This is a genomic window from Mesorhizobium wenxiniae, from assembly GCF_002284535.1.
Lineage (GTDB): Bacteria > Pseudomonadota > Alphaproteobacteria > Rhizobiales > Rhizobiaceae > Mesorhizobium > Mesorhizobium wenxiniae.
Genome location: NZ_NPKH01000011.1, coordinates 149,983 through 168,046 on the forward strand (window position 1 = coordinate 149,983; position 18,064 = coordinate 168,046).

The window sequence follows — 18,064 nt, forward strand, 5'->3', positions numbered from 1 at the left end:
TCGTTGGCTGGCCCACGACGCGGCAGGCTCGAGCTCCATCATGCGGCCAGCCAGGAGCGCCGCATGAAAACCGTCACAGAATTTCCCCGCAAGGTCGTCGAATTTCCTGACATGGGCATCGTCATGCCGGATGGCTGCCGGCTGTCGGCGCGGGTATGGATGCCGGCCGATGCTGCCGACGATCCGGTGCCGGCGATCCTCGAGCACCTGCCCTACCGCAAGCGCGACGGCACGATCTTTCGCGATCAGCTGACGCATCCCTATTTCGCGGGCCACGGCTACGCCTCGATCCGCGTCGACATGCGTGGCAATGGCGATTCCGAAGGGCTGATGGATGACGAATATTCCGAGCAGGAATTGCAGGACGCTTGCGACGTGATTGCCTGGGCGGCGGCCCAGCCCTGGTGCAACGGCAGTGTCGGCATGATGGGCATCTCCTGGGGCGGCTTCAACTGCCTGCAGACGGCTGCCAAGCAGCCGCCGGCGCTAAAGGCAGTCATCAGCCTGTGCTCGACCGTCGACCGCTATGCCGACGACATCCACTACAAGGGCGGCTGCCTGCTGATCGAGAATTTCGGCTGGGCCTCGACCATGCTGTCCTATTCCTCGCGGCCGCCGGATCCGCTGCTGGCCGGCGACGTCAGGTGGCGCGACCTGTGGCTGACCCGGCTGGAGAATCAGCCCTTCCTGGCGCCGCTGTGGCTGAAGCATCAGCACCGCGACGCCTATTGGAAGCGCGGCTCGATCTGCGAGGACTATTCGGCCATCCAAGCTGCGGTGCTGTCGATCGGCGGCTGGCATGACGGCTATCGAAATACCATTTCCCATCTCGCCGCCAATATCGAGGCGCCGGTCAAAGGGATCGTTGGTCCCTGGATCCACAAATACCCTCACTATGCCGCACCCGAACCGCGCATCGGCTTCCTGCAGGAGGCCTTGCGCTGGTGGGACCGCTGGCTGAAGGACATCGACGCCGGCGTCGAGGGCGACCCGGCCTACCGCGCCTATGTCATGGACAGCGTCCGCCCCGCACGCTGGCATCAGGAGCGGCCAGGCCGCTGGGTCGCGGAACCGGTGTGGCCGTCGTCTGATATCAAGACGCAGGAAGTCGAGCTGATCGCAGAAGGCAGCAAGCCGATCATCGTGGCTTCACCGCAAACCTGCGGCCTTGCCGGCGGCGAATATTTTCCCTTCACGTTCGGCCCGGAATTGCCCGGCGAGCAGCGCCCGGACGATGCACTATCGGTGTGTTTCGACCAGCCGGCGCTGACTGAGGCGATCGACATTGTCGGCGCACCGGAAGTGCTGGTCAGGGTTTCGTCCGACCGGCCTCAAGCGAACATCGCCATCCGGCTGTGCGATGTGCATCCCGACGGCGCATCGGAGCTGATCTCCTACGGCGTGCTCAACCTGACGCACCACAACTCGCACGAATTCCCGCAAGCGCTGGTGCCGGGCGAAACTGTCAGCGCCCGGGTGGTGCTCGACCAATGCGCCTATCGCGTGCCATCAGGCCATCGCCTGCGTATTGCCGTTTCGAACGCCTACTGGCCGATGATCTGGCCATCTCCGGAACCGGTCCGGCTCGACCTGTCGGCGGCGACGCTGAAATTGCCGCTGCGCCCGCTGGCGCAAGGCGATGAAGTCACGTTCCCCACGCCCGAGGCAGCATCGCCTTGGGCGACCGAAACGATCCGCGCTGCCAATTCCGAACGTCATGTCGATCGCGACGAGAAGACCGGAATTGTCACGCTTTCCATCGTCGACGATTTCGGCGAGGTGCGCGATCTGGAGCATGGCCTCGCCAATGGCAGCATCGCGCGAGAGACATGGGCGATCAATCCCGACAATCCGCTGTCAGCGTCGGGCAAGACGCATTGGACGCAGACGCTGTCGCGAAATCGATGGTCGGTGCGCACCGAAACCTTCGCCGAGATGCGGTCCGACGCGCAAAACTTCATGGTTAACGCCAGAATCGAAGCCTATGAAGGCGAGAAACTGGTTTTCGAGCGCAATTTCGAAGAGAAAATCCCGCGCGCTCTGCTTTGAGCGCTTATGCGGATTGATCCAATTGCGACGTACGATTTACGCCACGGCATGTCGCATTCGGTCTTGCTTACGGCGTTCCGTTGCGGTCATTATTCTCCTCACAAGAAACGATAAAAAACGACCACAAGGTCGAACCAACAGAGTGAGGAACAACATGTCGAACGAACTGGAATTTCTTAGCCGGCGCGTCGCATCCGGCAAACTGAGCCGTCGTGATTTTCTCGGCAGGGCGGCAGCACTCGGCGTCACCGCGACGTTCGCCAACTCGCTGCTTTCAAGCGCGGCGCGCGCCGCGGGTCCGGTCAAGGGCGGCACGCTGAAGGCCGGCCTGGTCGGCGGCGAGTCCACCAACAGCCTCGATCCGGCCCTGTTCATGACCCAGGTGCCGTTCGCCTTCGGCAAGATGTGGGGCGAACTAATCGTCGAGCTCTCCCCGGAAGGCAGTCTCGAGAACCGCATTGCCGAGGAGATCGGCTCGTCGGACGACGCCAAGGTCTGGACGCTGAAGATCCGCGACGGCGTCGAATTCCACAATGGCAAGACGGTGACCGCCGAGGACGTGGCGGCGACGCTCGAACGCCATTCGGACGAGAAATCGAAGTCGGGCGCGCTCGGCTACATGAAGGGCATCGAGAGCATCAAGGCCAGCGGCAAGGAAGTCGTGCTGACGCTGAAGGAAGCCAATGCCGACCTGCCCTATCTGCTCAGCGACTACCATTTGATCGTCCAGCCCAATGGCGGCAAGGACAAGGCCGATGCCGGCATCTCGGCCGGACCCTACAAGATCACCATCAACGAGCCCGGCGTGCGCCATGGCGGCGAGCGCTTTGCCAATTACTGGCAGGGCGACAAGATGGGCCATGCCGACCAGATCGAGATCATCGTCATCAACGATGCCACTGCGCGCACCTCGGCCCTGCAGGGCGGCCAGGTCAACATGATCAACCGCGTCGAGCCGAAGATCGTCGACCTGATCAAGCGCCTGCCCGGCGTCACCATCCGCAACCATGCGGGGCCGGGTCACTATGTCTTCATCATGCACTGCGACACAGCGCCGTTCGACAATAACGACCTGCGCATGGCGCTGAAGCTGGCGATCGACCGCGAGGAGATGCTCGACAAGGTTCTCAGAGGCTATGGTTCGCTCGGCAACGACTTCCCGATCAATGCGTCCTATCCGCTGTTCACTGAGATCGAACAGCGCAAGTATGATCCCGACAAGGCCAAGTTCCATTTCAAGAAGTCTGGTCACGACGGCGCGGTGCTGCTCAGGACCTCGGACGTCGCCTTCCCCGGCGCCGTCGACGCCTCCCAACTCTTCCAGCAGAGCGCCGCCAAGGCCGGTATCCAGATCGAGCTCAAGCGTGAACCGGGCGACGGCTACTGGAACGAAGTCTGGAACAAGCAGCCCTTCTGTGCCTCCTACTGGGGCGGCCGCTCGACCCAGGACCAAATGTATTCGACCGCCTATCTGTCGACGGCCGACTGGAACGATACGCGTTTCAAGCGCCCGGATTTCGACAAGATGGTGCTGGCGGCCCGCGCCGAGCTCGACGAGACCAAGCGCAAAGCGATGTACCACGACATGGCTGTCCTTGTGCGCGACGAGGGCGGCCTGATCCTGCCGATGTTCAATCAGTTCATCGACGCGACGGGCGCCAAGGTCGCCGGCTGGGTCGACGATCCGCATCAGGAACTGATGAACGGGTACGCTCTGGCAAAGTGCTGGCTCGAAGCCTGAGCCTGGCCTTGCGGATATGTCCTCACCCATCATGAAACTGGTGGCCCAGCGCATTGCGCTGGGCATTCTCCTGCTGTTGGCCGTATCGGTCCTGATCTTCGCCGGCACCCAGATCCTGCCCGGCGACGTCGCCCAAGCTATTCTCGGGCAGTCGGCGACACCGGAGTCGCTCGCCAATCTGCGCGAGCAGCTCGGCCTCAACGATCCGGCCTTTATCCGCTATTTCCGCTGGCTCGGCGGCGTCGTAACCGGCGATCTCGGCACCGCCATGTCGAGCGGGCAGGATATTGCGGCGTCGATGAAGGGGCGGTTGTGGAACACGCTGTTCCTCGCCTTCTGGGCGGCGGTCGTGGCCGTGCCGCTGGCGATCGTCCTCGGCCTGATCGCGGTGCGTTACCGCAATGGCTGGGTCGACAAGCTGATCTCCGGACTGGCGCTTGCCTCGACCTCGTTTCCCGAATTCTTCATCGGCTACGTGCTCGTCTATTTCTTCGCCGTGAAATACCAGATCTTCCCCGGCATCTCGACAGTCTATGACGGAATGCCTTTCGGCGAGCGCATGCAGGCGATCATGCTGCCGGCGGCGGCACTGACGCTGGTGGTGCTCGCCCACATGATGCGCATGACGCGCGCCGCTATCCTCAATGTCATGCAATCGGCGTATGTGGAAACCGCCGAGCTCAAGGGGCTTTCGGCATTCGCCGTCATCCGCAGGCATGCCTTTCCCAATGCGATTGCGCCGATCATCAACGTCGTCATGCTCAACCTCGCCTATCTGATCGTCGGCGTCGTCGTGGTCGAAGTGATCTTCGTCTATCCGGGCATGGGCCAATATCTCGTCGACCACGTCACCAAGCGCGACGTGCCGGTGGTGCAGGCGGTCGGCCTGATCTTCGCCGCTGTCTACATCAGCTTGAACATCATTGCGGACATAGCGGCGATCGTCGCCAATCCGCGTCTCAGACATCCGAAATAGGGGAGCGGGCATGCTCGACATAAAACGCATCCCCATCCCTGCGCTGATCGGCCTGGTGCTGACGGCGCTGTTCGTGCTGGCAGCGATCTTCGCGCCCTGGATCGCGCCGTACGACAATGGGGAGATCGTCGGCGATGTCTGGGGACCGATGTCGGCGACACATTGGCTGGGCACCGACAATCTCGGCCGCGACCTTCTTTCGCGCATGATCTATGGCGCCCGCGTCACGCTGTTCATCGCGGTGCTGGCCACCGCGCTGTCCTTCTCGCTCGGCGCAATCCTTGGCTTCTCGGCGGCGGTTTTCGGCGGCTGGTTCGATACGCTTATGTCGCGCCTTGTCGATCTCCTGATGTCGATCCCGACGCTGATCATGGGCCTCGTCGTGCTGTCGGTGCTGCCAACCAATCTGGTGACGCTGATCCTGGTCATGGGCATTCTCGACTCGACCCGCGTCTATCGCCTGTCGCGGGCGGTCGCCGTCGACATAAACGTCATGGATTTCGTCGAGGCGGCCAAGCTGCGCGGCGAAGGCAGCATGTGGATCATCTTCCGCGAGATCCTGCCCAATGCGTTGTCGCCGCTGGTTTCGGAACTCGGCCTGCGCTTCATCTATGCGGTGCTGTTCCTGTCGACGCTGTCCTTCCTCGGACTTGGCGTGCAGCCGCCTAGCGCCGATTGGGGCGGCATGGTCAAGGAAAACAAGGACGGCATCGTCTTCGGCATAGCGGCGGCACTCATCCCTGCGGCGGCGATCGCGATGCTGGCGATTTCCGTCAACCTCGTCGCCGACTGGGTGCTCAACCGCACGACAAGTCTGAAGGGAGGGCGCGGATAATGGCTGACCAGCGAGCAAAGTCCGTGCTGCTCGACATCCGCAATCTGCGCATCGAGGCCACGGTGTTCCCGCCGGGCGAGCCGCCGAAGAACATCGTGCTGGTCCATGATGTGTCGCTGACGCTCGAGAAGGGCAAGGTGCTCGGCCTGATCGGCGAGTCCGGCGCCGGCAAGTCGACCATCGGCCTGGCATCGATGGGCTATGGCCGCGGCGGCGTGCGCATCACCGGCGGCGAGGTCATACTGAACGGCCGCGACATCCTCAAGGGCGGCAAGGAGGGCTTTCGCAAGCTGCGCGGCCGCGAGGTGTGCTATGTCGCGCAATCGGCTGCCGCCGCCTTCAACCCGGCGCACAGACTGATGGACCAAGTGGTCGAGGCGACGCTGCTGCATGGCACGGCGACACGGGCCGCGGCCGAAAAACGCGCCGTCGCGCTGTTCAAGAAGCTCAGCCTGCCGAACCCCGAAAGCATCGGCGAGCGCTTTCCGCACCAGGTGTCCGGCGGCCAGCTGCAGCGCGTGATGACGGCGATGGCGCTGTGCTCCGAGCCCGACCTGATTGTCTTCGACGAACCAACCACGGCGCTCGACGTGACGACGCAGATCGACGTGCTGGCGGCGATCAAGGACGCCATCCGCGACACCCATGTCGCGGCGCTCTACATCACTCACGACCTTGCCGTCGTCGCGCAGGTCTCGGACGAGATCATGGTGCTGCGCCATGGCCGGCTGGTCGAATGGGGCGGCACCCGCCAGATCATCAAGGAGCCGCGCCAGGAATACACCAATGCGCTGGTCTCGGTGCATGAGATCGAGCACCAGGAGCAGAAGCCCGGCACGACGCCGTTCCTGTCGGTCAAGAACATCACCGCCGCCTATGGCCGCAGCCATATCAAGGTGCTGAAGAACGTCTCGGTCGACATCTATCCGGGCCAAACGCTGGCCGTGGTCGGCGAGTCCGGGTCCGGCAAGTCGACACTGGCGCGCGCCATCACCGGCCTCCTGCCACCCGAAGAGGGCACCGTCACCTTCGATGGACGTCCGCTCGCCAACCGGCTCGCCGACCGGCCCAAGGAGGATCTGCGCCAGTTGCAGATGATCTATCAGATGGCCGACGTGGCGATGAACCCGCGCCAGACCGTCGGCACCATCATCGGCCGGCCGCTCGAATTCTATTTCGGTCTGCGTGGAAGGCAACGTGACGCCCGCGTCGCCGAGCTGCTCGACAAGATCGAAATGGGCAAGGGTTTCATCGACCGCTACCCGGCCGAGCTTTCCGGCGGCCAGAAGCAGCGCGTCTGCATCGCCCGCTCGCTTGCGGCCAAGCCGAAGCTGATCATCTGCGACGAGGTGACCTCGGCGCTCGACCCGCTGGTGGCCAATGGCATCCTGAAGCTGCTGCTCGAGCTGCAGAAAGAGGAAAACGTCGCCTATCTGTTCATCACCCACGACCTCGCTACGGTGAAGTCGATCGCCGATTCGATCGCGGTGATGTATCGCGGCGAGGTGGTGCGCTACGGCGCGAAAAGCCAGGTGCTGGCGCCGCCGTTCGATGCCTACACCGACCTTCTCTTGTCCTCAGTCCCCGAAATGGAGATCGGCTGGCTGGAAAAGGCGATCAAGGGACGGCGCATGGCCAGCGCGGGCAATTAGACACCCCGTGGCGCTGACGACAAAACTTCTGCTGATCATCCTCGACGGCGTGCCTTACCGCAACTGGCGCCGGCTGATGGGCAATCTCGAAGGCTGGGTGCAATCGGGCGAAGCGCGCATCTGGAAGATGCGTTCCGTGCTGCCGTCGACCTCGGCCTGCTGCTATGCCTCGATCCACACCGGCGTGGCGCCGCAGGTGCATGGTATCCTGACCAACGAGAACCGGTTTCGCGTCGAGCAACCGGATATCTTCTCCGAGGTCAGCAAGGCCGGTGGCAAGACCGGCGCGGTCACCCATTCCTACTGGTCCGAATTCTTCCGGGCCTATCCTTTCGATCTGGTCGAGGATATGGAATTCGACGAGCCGGGCGGGCCGATCACGTATGGCCGTTTCCACACGATGACCGGCTACAACGCCCGCAACCAGATGACGCCGAGCGACATCGACCTGTTCGCGACGCTGACCATGCTGACCAGGCGCCACGGCATCGACTACGGCATCCTGCATACCTGCACACTGGACTCGATGGGCCACCGCTTCGGCCACGACTGCCACGAGATGGACCATGCCGTTTATGCGATGGACGGCATGCTGGCCACCTTCCTGCCGCGCTGGCGGGAAGCCGGCTACGAGGTGATCGTCACCGCCGATCACGGCCAGACCGATCGCGGCCATCATGGCGGCCATGACGACGATATGCAGGATTTTGCTCTGTATTATTTCGGACAGGGCAAGGGTCCGGAGGCCGATACGCTGCTCGACCAGCTGCAGCTTGCGCCGACGGTGCTTGCGCGCCTTGGCGTGCCGGTGCCCGCGACAATGAAGGCCAAGCCGTTCCTCGACTGATGCGCGTCTCCACTTCTCCCCCTTGTGCGAAAAGAATTTGCGCGCCTTTGGCAACGTTGCCGCTCTTCGGCTAGGCTCCGGAAAAATCCTGGGCGGAAGTGGTGAACCATTTTGCGCCGATCAGCGCAGACAGAAGCGCCACGGCCGAGAATTTCGGCCCCAAGGGCAGGGACAAAGATTTCGACTACGGCCTGCTGGTCACCAAGGCGGCCGAGGCTGCGATGGTATAGCTCTGGCGCTTTGGGGTTATGTTGATTCAGGTCAGGTCGAGCCGAAACCAGTGCGCTAGGCCCGGGCTCCGGCGACCGATCCCCTTACCACCAGATCGACCGGCCAGACTTCGCCGCGGGCGCCCTCCTCCAATCCGGAAATCCGCGCCGCTAGCCGCTCGGCGACGCGCGCGCCGGCCAAACGGATCGGCGAACGCGTCGTCGATAACGGCACCGAAAAATTTTCCGGCTTCAGCCAGGGGAAGACGTCGTCATGGGCGATCAGCGACAGGTCGCCGGGGATAGTCAGGCCGAGATCGCGCGCCGCCCGCACGACGCCGAGCGCCATGATCAGGCTGGAGCAGGCGATCGCGGTCGGCGCATCGCTGCGCTCGAGCAGCCGTCTGGCGGCGCGGTAGCCGTTCTCCTCGGTCATGGCGAGGGAACAGACATGGCCTTCGCCTAGGGCCAGACCGCTCGCCGCCAGCGCCCGGCGCACGCCACGCTCGCGGTGAATGGCGAAGGTCTCGCGGTCGTCGCCGTTGATCAGCGCCAGCCGCCGGTGACCGAGCTGGACGAGCAGCCGAGCCGCCTCGTGGAAGGCGCCCTCATTGTCGATGTCGGTGTAGGGGTAGTCGAAATCGAGCCCTTCGCTGCGGCCATGGACGATGAAGGGGATGCCGAGCGTGCTGACCAGCGCCACCCGCCGGTCGGCCGGCCTCGGCGATGAGATGTAGACGGCGTCGACCTGCCGGTTGGCGACGATGCGCCGGTAGGTCGTCTCCTGGTCGTCGGCATCGGCCGGGGACAGCACCAGGTCGAGTTCGTGCGAACGGGCGTAGTCGCCGAGACCGGACAGGAATTCGACGAAATGCGGGTCGATGTCGACGGTCGTCCCGGTCGGCAAGACATAACCGATCATCCCGGTCTTGCCGGTCGCCAGCCGGCGCGCGCTCGGGTTGGGGCGGTAGCCGTGGCGCTTGGCGGCGTCGATCACCCGCCGGCGCGTTTCCTCGTTGACTTCCGGGTAGCCGTTGAGCGCACGGCTTACCGTTGTCTGCGAAAGCGCCAGCATGTGGGAAAGCTGTTTGAGGTTCACCGGAGGCCTCCAAGCCTCAAAGCGCTTTTAACTATGGACTGTCGGCCCCGCCACGGCAAGCGCTGCTGCATTTAAGACCATAAGCACTGTTTCTGACCGGTTTGAAGCAAAATTTGCTGCTGGCGCGCCAAAAAAGCCTTCTGCATCGCATTTAGTTGCTCCTTATATCGGCAGAATTAAATCGATTAGCTTATATCCCTCTTGACTTCTGATCCATTCAGTGGCGTGATCGAAAAGAACCAAAGCGCTTTGGAAGACTCTTCGAAAGGTTGCGGTTCCTTTCCGACTGAGTCACAGTCCTACGGCGTCGGCGGACGGAATGGAGGTTCCGTCCGGTGTTTGTCACCACTGGGAGGGAATACCTATGACGAAAATGCTTCTGCTGAGCGCCGCTTTTGTCACGCTCGCCCTGGGCGCACCGGCGCAAGCCGAACTGAAGTTCAAGCCGGGTGAGGACCCCCGTTTCAACTGGGCAAACTACGAAGAGCTCAAGAAGGTCGACCTCAAGGGCGAGACGCTATCGATCTTCGGGCCATGGCGCGGCGAGGACGAGGGCCTTGTGCGCACCGTTCTCGACTATTTCTCGGAGGCCACCGGCGCTGAGATCAAATACTCGTCGTCGGAAAATTACGAGCAGCAGATCGTCATCGACACGCAGGCCGGCAGCCCGCCCAACATCGCGGTGCTGCCGCAGCCGGGCCTAATCCAGGATCTGGCGTCCAAGGGCCTGCTGACGCCGCTCGGCGACGACACCGCCAACTGGATCAAGGACAATTACGGCGCCGGCCAGTCATGGGTCGATCTCGGCACCTTCAACGACAAGGACGGCAAGCCGGGCTTCTTCGCCTTCCCCTACAAGGCCGACGTGAAATCGCTGGTCTGGTACTCGCCGGACAATTTCGAGGAAGCCAATTACGAGGTGCCGAGGACGCAGGAAGAGCTCGCCGAGCTTGAAAAGAAGATCATCGCCGACGGCGGCACGCCATGGTGCATCGGGCTCGGTTCGGGCGGCGCCACCGGCTGGCCGGCGACCGACTGGGTCGAGGACATCATGCTGCGCACGCAGACGCCCGAGACCTACGACAAGTGGGTGAAGAACGAGATCCCATTCAACGATCCCGCGGTGGTCAACGCCATCGACATTTTCGGCAAGATCGCGACCGATGACAAGATGGTCGACGGCGGCGCCAAGGCGGTGGCGGCGACCGACTTCCGCGACAGCCCGAAAGGCCTGTTCTCGGTGCCGCCGAAATGCTATTTGCACCATCAGGCGTCGTTCATCCCGACCTTCTTCCCGGAAGGCACTGAGATCGGCCAGGACGCCGACTTCTTCTACTTCCCACCTTACGCTTCCAAGCCCGACCTCGGCACCCCGGTGCTCGGCGCCGGCACGCTGGCCATGATCACCAAGGATAGCAAGAGTGCCCGCGCGTTCATCGAATTCCTGAAGATGCCGCTCGCCCATGAGATCTGGATGGCCCAGGGCGGTTTCGTGACGCCGTTCAAGTCGGTCAACAAGGAGGCCTATGCCAGCGACGCGCTGAAGAAGCAGGGCGAAATCCTTGCCGAGGCCTCGACCTTCCGGTTCGACGGGTCCGACCTGATGCCGGGCAAGATCGGCGCCGGCGCCTTCTGGACCGGCATGATCGATCTCGTCGGCGGCAAGTCCGCCCAGGATGTCGCCACTGACATCCAGAAGAGCTGGGACGCGATCAAGTAGGCGGTCCCGGCTGACGTGCGGACTGCCGATCCTGAATGGATCCGGGGCTCAGTGGCCCGGATCCGACCGGCGGCCCGCGCCGCAGCAATCTTTGTTTATGAGCACATTCCGGCATGACGCGCGACCAGCAAGACTAGAACCCCGCCTTGCATCCGGTCGCGTTCCAAACAACTGAATCGGCGCATGATCCGGTCGCCAAAGCCATTCTCGACTGGCGGATCATGCGCAGAGGGAGGGACCCGTGGCGGCTCAGATTTTCTCGGCCATATTCGTCATCATCGTCGGCGTCGGCGGCTGCGTCGCCTATTTCTGGGGCGCCAACAAGCTGGTGGACATCATCTTTCCGTCGCGCGGTGTTGCAGGTGCTGCGGCCATCGACAATCTGCGCCGGCAGGGGATGATCCGGCCGTGGCTGTTCGTCGGCCCGGCCATGATCATCCTCACCATCTACCTGATCTACCCAGTCGTGGAGACGCTCAGGCTGTCGTTCCTCGATCGCGGTGGCGCCAACTTCGTCGGCTTCGCCAATTATGAATGGGCGTTCGGCGACCGCGAGTTCCGCACTTCCATCCTCAACAACATCATGTGGCTGGCGGTGGTGCCGGCCGCCTGCACGTTCCTCGGGCTGATCATCGCCGTCCTCACCGACAAGATCTGGTGGGGCACCATCGCCAAGAGCCTCATCTTCCTGCCGCTGGCCATCTCCTTCGTCGGTGCCAGCGTCATCTGGAAATTCATCTACGAGTATCGCGGCGCCGGCCAGACGCAGATCGGCCTGCTCAACGCCATCATCCAGTATTTCGGCGGCCAGCCGCAGGTCTGGATATCGCTGCCGTTCTGGAACAATTTCTTCCTGATGATCATCCTGATCTGGATCCAGACCGGCTTTGCCATGGTCATCCTGTCCTCGGCCTTGCGGGGTATTCCCGAAGAGACGCTGGAAGCGGCCGTCATCGACGGCGCCAATCCGTTCCAGATCTTCTGGAAGATCATGGTGCCGCAGATCTGGGGCACGATCGCCGTCGTCTGGACCACCATCACCATCCTGGTGCTGAAGGTGTTCGACATCGTGCTGACCATGACCAACGGCCAATGGAACAGCCAGGTGCTGGCCAATCTGATGTTCGACTGGATGTTCCGCGGCGGCGGCGATTTCGGCCGCGGCGCCACCATCGCCATCATCATCATGATCGCGGTCATTCCGATCATGGTCTGGAACATCCGCCAGGCGAACAAAGAGACGGGAGGACATTGAGATGGCCGTGGCGACCGGAAAGTCCTTTGCCAGCCGTTTCGGCGTCCATATCGCTGTCTTCATCTTCGTCGCGATCTGGACCGTGCCGACGCTCGGCATTCTCGTCTCGTCGCTGCGCGACAAGGATCAGATCATCGCCTCGGGCTGGTGGAACTCGTTCGCCAGTTCCACCCAGACGGAAGCGGGCCGGCTGCCACCCGCCTCGGCGCAAGTCGAGAAGGACGGCAAGTTCGTCCTCGAGGGCAACATCTTCGGCGACGCTCCGGCCCGCGACATCAGCGCCTTCGGCGTCAAGTCGTCGGCGCCGACGCAATATCCCGCCGGCACGACAGCCGATCTCGGCGACGGCGAGACCTTGCAGCTCAACGCCGACGGCAGATTCGTCATGACCTCAACGAAGCCCTTTGAGGGCGAGCGCGGCCAGCGCGTCTACTACGCCTCGTCGGCGCCGCCGAAATTCACCACCGAAAATTACAATACGGTGCTGTTTTCGGAAGGTATCGGCCGCTCCTTCATGAATTCGCTGACCGTCACCATTCCGGCGACGGTCATCCCGATCCTGATCGCGGCGTTCGCGGCCTATGCGCTGGCCTGGATGCGCTTTCCCGGCCGGGCGTTGCTCATCGCGGTGATCATCGGCCTCTTGGTCGTGCCGCTGCAGATGTCGCTGATCCCGCTGCTGAAGCTTTACAACGGCGTCGGCAGCTTCTTCGGCGTGCCGTCGAAAACCTATCTCGGCATCTGGCTGGCGCATACCGGCTTCGGCCTGCCCTTCGCCATCTATCTCCTCAGAAGCTACATTGCCGGCCTGCCGCGCGAAATCATGGAGTCGGCGCGCATCGACGGCGCCAGCGATTTCGAGATCTTCGTCAAGATCGTGCTGCCGCTGTCGTTCCCGGTGCTGGCCTCCTTCGCCATCTTCCAGTTCCTGTGGGTGTGGAACGATCTGCTGGTCGCGATGGTTTTCCTCGGCACCGAGGGCGACCAGATCGTGCTGACCGCCAAGCTCAACGCGTTGCTCGGCTCGCGCGGCGGCGACTGGGAGATCCTGACGACATCGGCTTTCATCACCATTGTCGTGCCGCTGATCGTGTTCTTTTCGCTGCAGCGCTATTTCGTCCGCGGGCTGCTCGCCGGCTCGGTCAAAGGGGGTTGAGATCATGCAATCCGCTGTGAAAGCAACGTTGAGCCCCGACCTCGCCGTCGACCGCGACTGGTGGCGAGGTGCCGTGATCTACCAGATCTATCCGCGCAGCTATCAGGATTCGAACGGCGACGGCATCGGCGACCTCAGGGGCATCATCCGCAGGCTGCCCTATATCGCGGCGCTCGGCGTCGATGCCATCTGGATCTCGCCGTTCTTCAAGTCGCCGATGAAGGATTTCGGCTACGACGTGTCAGACTATTGCGACGTCGATCCGATGTTCGGCACGCTGGCCGATTTCGATGCCCTGACCGCCGAGGCGCACAGGCTCGGGCTCAAGGTGATGATCGACGAGGTGCTGTCGCATACCGCCGACATCCATCCGTGGTTTAGGGAAAGCCGCTCGAGCCGCACCAACCCGAAGGCGGACTGGTATGTCTGGGCCGACGCCAAGCCCGACGGCACGCCACCCAACAACTGGCTGTCGATCTTCGGCGGCTCGGCCTGGCAGTGGGACACCAGCCGCCAGCAATATTACCTGCATAATTTCCTGGCCGAGCAGCCCGATCTCAACTTCCACAGCCGCGCGGTCCAGGATGCGCTGCTCGATGTCACCCGCTTCTGGCTGGAGCGCGGCGTCGACGGCTTCCGCCTCGACACAATCAATTTCTACTTCCACAGCCAGGGCCTGGAGGACAATCCGCCGCTGCCGCCCGAAGAGCGCAACGACCAGACCGCTCCTTCCGTCAACCCTTACAACTACCAGGACCATCTCTACGACAAGAGCCGCCCCGAAAATCTCGGCTTCCTCGAACGCTTCCGCGCGCTGCTCGACGAATATCCGGCGACGGCGGCGGTCGGCGAAGTCGGCGATTCGCAGCGCGGGCTCGAGGTGGTGGCGGCCTATACCGCCGGCAGCAAGCGCGTGCACATGTGCTATTCGTTCGACTTCCTGGCGCCCGAAAAGATCAGCGCGGCAAAGGTGCGTTCGGTGCTGGAAGCCTTCGGCAAGGTTGCCAGCGACGGCTGGTCGTGCTGGGCCTTCTCCAACCATGACGTGATGCGCACTGCCTCCCGCTGGGCGGCGGGCGAGGCCGACCAGACCGCTTATCTCAAGGTGATCTCGGCGCTGCTGATGTCGCTGCGCGGTTCGGTCTGCATCTATCAGGGCGAGGAACTTGGCCTTGGCGAAGCGGAATTGCAATTCGAGGACCTGCAGGACCCCTACGGCATCCGCTTCTGGCCGGAGTTCAAGGGCCGCGACGGCTGCCGCACGCCGATGGTCTGGAATGGCGCCGACGGCAATGGCGGCTTCTCCAAGGCGAGGCCCTGGCTGCCCGTGCCCGTTAAGCACCTTTCGCAAGCGGTCGATGTGCAGCAGGGCGACGACAGCTCGCTGCTCGAACACTACCGGTGCTTTCTCGCTTTCCGCCGTTTGCATCCGGCGCTGGCCAAGGGCGAAATAGACTTCATCGAAAGCCAAGGCGATACGGTCGCCTTCACGCGCCGCGAGGGCAACGAGCAGATCGTCTGCGCCTTCAATCTCGGCAGCCGACCGGCCGAAATCGATCTCGGCGGACGCTCGCTGCAACCCTTGCCGGGGCACGGGTTTTCGGGACAGACTGGCGTCGGCTCTATCCGCCTCGGCGGCTACGGCGCCTGGTTCGGGCGTGTCAACTGAATTTGGTATTCACTGGAGGGAATCATGGCCGATGTCACGCTAAGGCAAGTGAAGAAATCATACGGCAATCTTAACATTCTCCACGGCATCGACCTCGACATAAAGTCGGGCGAGTTCATCGTCTTCGTCGGCCCTTCCGGCTGTGGCAAGTCGACCTTGCTGCGGTCCATCGCCGGGCTTGAGGAAATCACCTCCGGGGAGCTCAGGATCGACGGCGAGGTGGTCAACGACGTGCCGCCGTCGAAGCGGGGCATCGCCATGGTGTTCCAGTCCTATGCGCTCTATCCGCACATGACCGTCTACGACAACATGGCGTTCTCTATGAAGATCGGCAAGGAGAGCAAGGCAGAGATCGACAAGCGAGTGCGCCAGGCCGCGGAAATCCTGCAGCTGACAAAATATCTCGACCGCCTGCCCAAGGCGATGTCGGGCGGCCAGCGCCAGCGCGTCGCCATCGGCCGCGCCATCGTGCGCAACCCGAAGGTTTTCCTGTTCGACGAGCCGCTGTCGAACCTCGACGCGGCACTGCGAGTCGCCACCCGCATCGAGATCGCCAAGCTCAAGGAGTCGATGCCGGCTACAACGATGATCTACGTCACCCACGACCAGGTGGAGGCGATGACGCTGGCGGACCGCATCGTGGTGCTCAAGGAGGGCCATATCGAGCAGGTCGGCACGCCGATGGATCTCTACAAGAAACCCGGCAATCTGTTCGTTGCTCAGTTCATCGGCTCGCCGGCAATGAACATCCTGCCGGCGACGATCGACAAATCAGGCGACCCGACCGTCGTCAGTCATGTCGGCGGGCGCAAGGCGACGGTGCCGATCGCCACGCCAGCGTCAGTGAAGGGCGCTTCGGTGAGCTTCGGCGTGCGGCCGGAGGATCTGATGATCGCCACCGGGACGGATTATCTTTTCGAGGGAACGGTGGACTATGTCGAGCAGCTCGGCGAGGTTCAGCTCGTCTATGTCGACATCGGCCGCTCCGAACTGCCGCTGGTGACCAAGCTGCCCGGCAATGTCGAGGTCAAGCGGGGTGCTGCGCTGCGGTTGAATGCCGATGCCGGCGACCTGCATATTTTCGATGCCGACGGACATTCCTTCACACTCCACAAAGCGGAAGCAAGGGCAGCCTGAGGCTGGCGGCCTAACTGCTGGATACAGGCAGTTTGGCGAAGGCAAAAAACAAGAGCGGCGGGCAAAAGCCCGCCGCTCTTGTGCGCTCAGGTCGCTGTTAGCGGCCGAACAGGTTGCGGTCGCTGCCGTGGACAGGCTTCTCGTCAGCCGGAACCGGATTCTGCGCCGGGGCCGAATTCTGGGTCGAAGCCGTGTACGAGCTGTCGACCGCAACGGCCGGTTGGTTGGCGCCGTTCGATCCATAATTGTCGCTACCGGCAAATGCGCTGCCGGCGACGGCCAGAACGGCGGCGGTCGCAAGAACAATCTTCGTCATTTCAGTACTCCTGGATTTTTCGTGTTCCACCAGCGCGGCGGGCAAATGCCGCCGCTGCTGTTGGGCTCGACACTAGTTGTTGCCGAAGAGGTTACGGTCGCTGCCGTGGACGGGCTTCTCGTCAGCCGGAACCGGCTTCTGCGCCGAAGCCGAATTCTGAATCGAAGCCGTGTACGAGCTGTTGTCGACCGCAGCGGCCGGCTGGTTGGCGCCGTTCGATCCAAAATTGTCGCTGCCGGCAAAAGCGCTGCCGGAGACGGCCAGAATGGCGGCGGCGGCAAGAATGATCTTCTTCATTTCTAGTACTCCTGAATAGTCGTATCCCCTCAGCGCGGCGGCCGCGGTCTTTATGAAAGACAACGCCGCTCTGCTGTTTGGGATCAGCTGTTAATTGTTGCCGAAGAGGTTGCGGTCAGCGCCGTGGACAACGGGCTTTTCAGCGTGAGGCGGCTTCTGAATGGAAGCCGTGTACGAGCTGTTGTCGACCGCAGCGGCCGGCTGGTTGGCGCCGTTGGACCCATAATGGTCGCTGCCAGCAAAGGCGCTGCCGGTGATGGCCAGAACGGCGACGGCAGTAAGAGCAATCTTTTTCATTTTTGGTACTCCAGTATCTTAATTTTCCGTCCGTCTAGCGGCGTGTCTTGGGAGGAATTCGCGTCGTTCGGACAGCCCCGATGTGGGAAGGCCATTCGGCGGATTCCAATCACTAAGTTGTTCCGTGTGGACCAAGAATCTACACCTTGAAATTGTACCAGATGCTTCCAGTAGTGTTATTTTATGTTTTGTTTCAGAGGTTTATGCCAAAGGCGCCACTCGACCATTTGACGAATTGCCGGACCTGCGTTCACAGCGTCATGCACGCATTGTCAACAGAAACGAACCGTTCGGTTCGATTTTAGAAGCGGCTTAAAAAGCCGGTGCTGAGTTGTTGTCGAATCGTTAACCATTTAGGCGCCCTGCAATGGTTAAATCCGGCGTGCTTTCAGAACCGGCAGCGCTCGCAGCCGGGTGCAAATTCATCCCCCTCAAATCCCGGCCCACAGGGTTTCGCCGCCGTGTCGCGCCGCATGGATACGATGTCGCTTTCATGCCGACAGTCAGCCAGCCGTCATGATTAGATCACGCCAACTCAGGTGCCGCTTGGTGACGACGAAGCGGAGAATTGGGAAGCCGGTCAGAACCCGGCGCTGCCCCCGCAACGGTGGTGGAGTTCAAGTCGCAACGGGAGACCACTGGGCCACAAGCCTGGGAAGGTGTCGCGACGAGTCCGCAAGGACACTCCAGAGCCCGGAAACCAGCCCGAGATTTCTAGACACGACTGATCGCGGTGGGCGGTCAAGAGGTGGATGATGCATGTCTGGCCTGTCGCCGGCCTGCGAGTGATCCTTCCTCCATCACCACCA

16 protein-coding genes and 1 riboswitch are annotated in these 18,064 nt (G+C 62.4%); of the genes, 12 read left to right on the forward strand and 4 right to left on the reverse strand.

Going from position 1 to position 18,064, the window contains the following annotated elements:
* Positions 1–63 precede the first annotated feature (63 nt).
* From CIT31_RS03065 to CIT31_RS35670, 7 genes are all read left to right on the forward strand, one after another.
* Positions 64–2,049: a CocE/NonD family hydrolase gene (locus tag CIT31_RS03065; protein ID WP_095517704.1), complete on the forward strand. Its 1,986-nt coding sequence runs from the start codon at positions 64–66 to the stop codon at positions 2,047–2,049.
* 154 nt (positions 2,050–2,203) lie between these two features.
* Positions 2,204–3,790, forward strand: a complete 1,587-nt coding sequence (locus CIT31_RS03070) for an ABC transporter substrate-binding protein (RefSeq protein WP_095517400.1) — start codon at positions 2,204–2,206, stop codon at positions 3,788–3,790.
* Between the two features lie 16 nt (positions 3,791–3,806).
* Positions 3,807–4,766 carry an ABC transporter permease gene (locus CIT31_RS03075; RefSeq protein ID WP_095517401.1) on the forward strand — a complete coding sequence of 320 codons (960 nt, stop codon included), beginning with the start codon at positions 3,807–3,809 and terminating at the stop codon, positions 4,764–4,766.
* Between the two features lie 10 nt (positions 4,767–4,776).
* A complete protein-coding gene (locus CIT31_RS03080) occupies positions 4,777–5,601 on the forward strand; it encodes an ABC transporter permease (protein ID WP_095517402.1) in 825 nt (274 codons plus the stop codon).
* On the forward strand, positions 5,601–7,253 hold the full coding sequence (locus tag CIT31_RS03085) for an ABC transporter ATP-binding protein (protein WP_029347544.1): 1,653 nt from the start codon (positions 5,601–5,603) through the stop codon (positions 7,251–7,253). The genes CIT31_RS03080 and CIT31_RS03085 overlap by 1 nt, the downstream gene beginning before the upstream one ends.
* A 7-nt stretch (positions 7,254–7,260) precedes the next feature.
* The gene (locus tag CIT31_RS03090; protein WP_029347542.1) at positions 7,261–8,100 is read left to right on the forward strand and encodes an alkaline phosphatase family protein; all 840 of its coding nucleotides are present in this window, start codon (positions 7,261–7,263) and stop codon (positions 8,098–8,100) included.
* Between the two features lie 101 nt (positions 8,101–8,201).
* Positions 8,202–8,330, forward strand: a complete 129-nt coding sequence (locus tag CIT31_RS35670) for a hypothetical protein (RefSeq protein ID WP_280950300.1) — start codon at positions 8,202–8,204, stop codon at positions 8,328–8,330.
* Between the two features lie 55 nt (positions 8,331–8,385).
* Here the strand turns inward: CIT31_RS35670 and CIT31_RS03095 are convergent, their stop codons facing one another.
* Positions 8,386–9,408 (reverse strand): substrate-binding domain-containing protein, encoded by a 1,023-nt coding sequence (locus tag CIT31_RS03095; RefSeq protein ID WP_095517403.1) that lies wholly within the window; start codon positions 9,406–9,408, stop codon positions 8,386–8,388.
* 364 nt (positions 9,409–9,772) lie between these two features.
* Between CIT31_RS03095 and CIT31_RS03100 the strand changes: the two genes are divergently transcribed.
* From CIT31_RS03100 to CIT31_RS03120, 5 genes are all read left to right on the forward strand, one after another.
* Entirely contained in the window at positions 9,773–11,128 is a 1,356-nt protein-coding gene (locus tag CIT31_RS03100; RefSeq protein ID WP_095517404.1) for an ABC transporter substrate-binding protein, read from the forward strand.
* A gap of 241 nt (positions 11,129–11,369) precedes the next feature.
* A complete protein-coding gene (locus CIT31_RS03105; protein ID WP_065006607.1) occupies positions 11,370–12,383 on the forward strand; it encodes a carbohydrate ABC transporter permease in 1,014 nt (337 codons plus the stop codon).
* 1 nt (position 12,384) lies between these two features.
* On the forward strand, positions 12,385–13,539 hold the full coding sequence (locus CIT31_RS03110; protein ID WP_095517405.1) for a carbohydrate ABC transporter permease: 1,155 nt from the start codon (positions 12,385–12,387) through the stop codon (positions 13,537–13,539).
* A 4-nt stretch (positions 13,540–13,543) separates the two neighbouring features.
* Positions 13,544–15,208, forward strand: a complete 1,665-nt coding sequence (gene bglA / locus CIT31_RS03115) for a beta-galactosidase BglA (RefSeq protein WP_095517406.1) — start codon at positions 13,544–13,546, stop codon at positions 15,206–15,208.
* Between the two features lie 24 nt (positions 15,209–15,232).
* Positions 15,233–16,345 carry an ABC transporter ATP-binding protein gene (locus CIT31_RS03120; RefSeq protein ID WP_065006610.1) on the forward strand — a complete coding sequence of 371 codons (1,113 nt, stop codon included), beginning with the start codon at positions 15,233–15,235 and terminating at the stop codon, positions 16,343–16,345.
* A 97-nt stretch (positions 16,346–16,442) separates the two neighbouring features.
* Here the strand turns inward: CIT31_RS03120 and CIT31_RS03125 are convergent, their stop codons facing one another.
* From CIT31_RS03125 to CIT31_RS03135, 3 genes are all read right to left on the reverse strand, one after another.
* Entirely contained in the window at positions 16,443–16,661 is a 219-nt protein-coding gene (locus tag CIT31_RS03125; RefSeq protein ID WP_095517407.1) for a DUF680 domain-containing protein, read from the reverse strand.
* A 72-nt stretch (positions 16,662–16,733) separates the two neighbouring features.
* On the reverse strand, positions 16,734–16,958 hold the full coding sequence (locus CIT31_RS03130) for a DUF680 domain-containing protein (protein ID WP_029347531.1): 225 nt from the start codon (positions 16,956–16,958) through the stop codon (positions 16,734–16,736).
* 90 nt (positions 16,959–17,048) lie between these two features.
* Positions 17,049–17,255: a DUF680 domain-containing protein gene (locus tag CIT31_RS03135; RefSeq protein WP_095517408.1), complete on the reverse strand. Its 207-nt coding sequence runs from the start codon at positions 17,253–17,255 to the stop codon at positions 17,049–17,051.
* Positions 17,256–17,775: 520 nt separating this feature from the next.
* A riboswitch (cobalamin riboswitch) is annotated at positions 17,776–17,978 on the forward strand.
* Positions 17,979–18,064: the final 86 nt, after the last annotated feature.

Excerpts from the sequence above, each read along its gene's own strand:
- CIT31_RS03065 (WP_095517704.1), top strand. The coding sequence starts at position 64 with ATGAAAACCGTCACAGAATTTCCCCGCAAGGTCGTCGAATTTCCTGAC.
- CIT31_RS03070 (WP_095517400.1), top strand. The coding sequence starts at position 2,204 with ATGTCGAACGAACTGGAATTTCTTAGCCGGCGCGTCGCATCCGGCAAA.
- CIT31_RS03075 (WP_095517401.1), top strand. The coding sequence starts at position 3,807 with ATGTCCTCACCCATCATGAAACTGGTGGCCCAGCGCATTGCGCTGGGC.
- CIT31_RS03080 (WP_095517402.1), top strand. The coding sequence starts at position 4,777 with ATGCTCGACATAAAACGCATCCCCATCCCTGCGCTGATCGGCCTGGTG.
- CIT31_RS03085 (WP_029347544.1), top strand. The coding sequence starts at position 5,601 with ATGGCTGACCAGCGAGCAAAGTCCGTGCTGCTCGACATCCGCAATCTG.
- CIT31_RS03100 (WP_095517404.1), top strand. The coding sequence starts at position 9,773 with ATGACGAAAATGCTTCTGCTGAGCGCCGCTTTTGTCACGCTCGCCCTG.
- CIT31_RS03110 (WP_095517405.1), top strand. The coding sequence starts at position 12,385 with ATGGCCGTGGCGACCGGAAAGTCCTTTGCCAGCCGTTTCGGCGTCCAT.
- bglA (WP_095517406.1), top strand. The coding sequence starts at position 13,544 with ATGCAATCCGCTGTGAAAGCAACGTTGAGCCCCGACCTCGCCGTCGAC.
- CIT31_RS03120 (WP_065006610.1), top strand. The coding sequence starts at position 15,233 with ATGGCCGATGTCACGCTAAGGCAAGTGAAGAAATCATACGGCAATCTT.
- CIT31_RS03125 (WP_095517407.1), bottom strand. The coding sequence starts at position 16,661 with ATGACGAAGATTGTTCTTGCGACCGCCGCCGTTCTGGCCGTCGCCGGC.
- CIT31_RS03130 (WP_029347531.1), bottom strand. The coding sequence starts at position 16,958 with ATGAAGAAGATCATTCTTGCCGCCGCCGCCATTCTGGCCGTCTCCGGC.
- CIT31_RS03135 (WP_095517408.1), bottom strand. The coding sequence starts at position 17,255 with ATGAAAAAGATTGCTCTTACTGCCGTCGCCGTTCTGGCCATCACCGGC.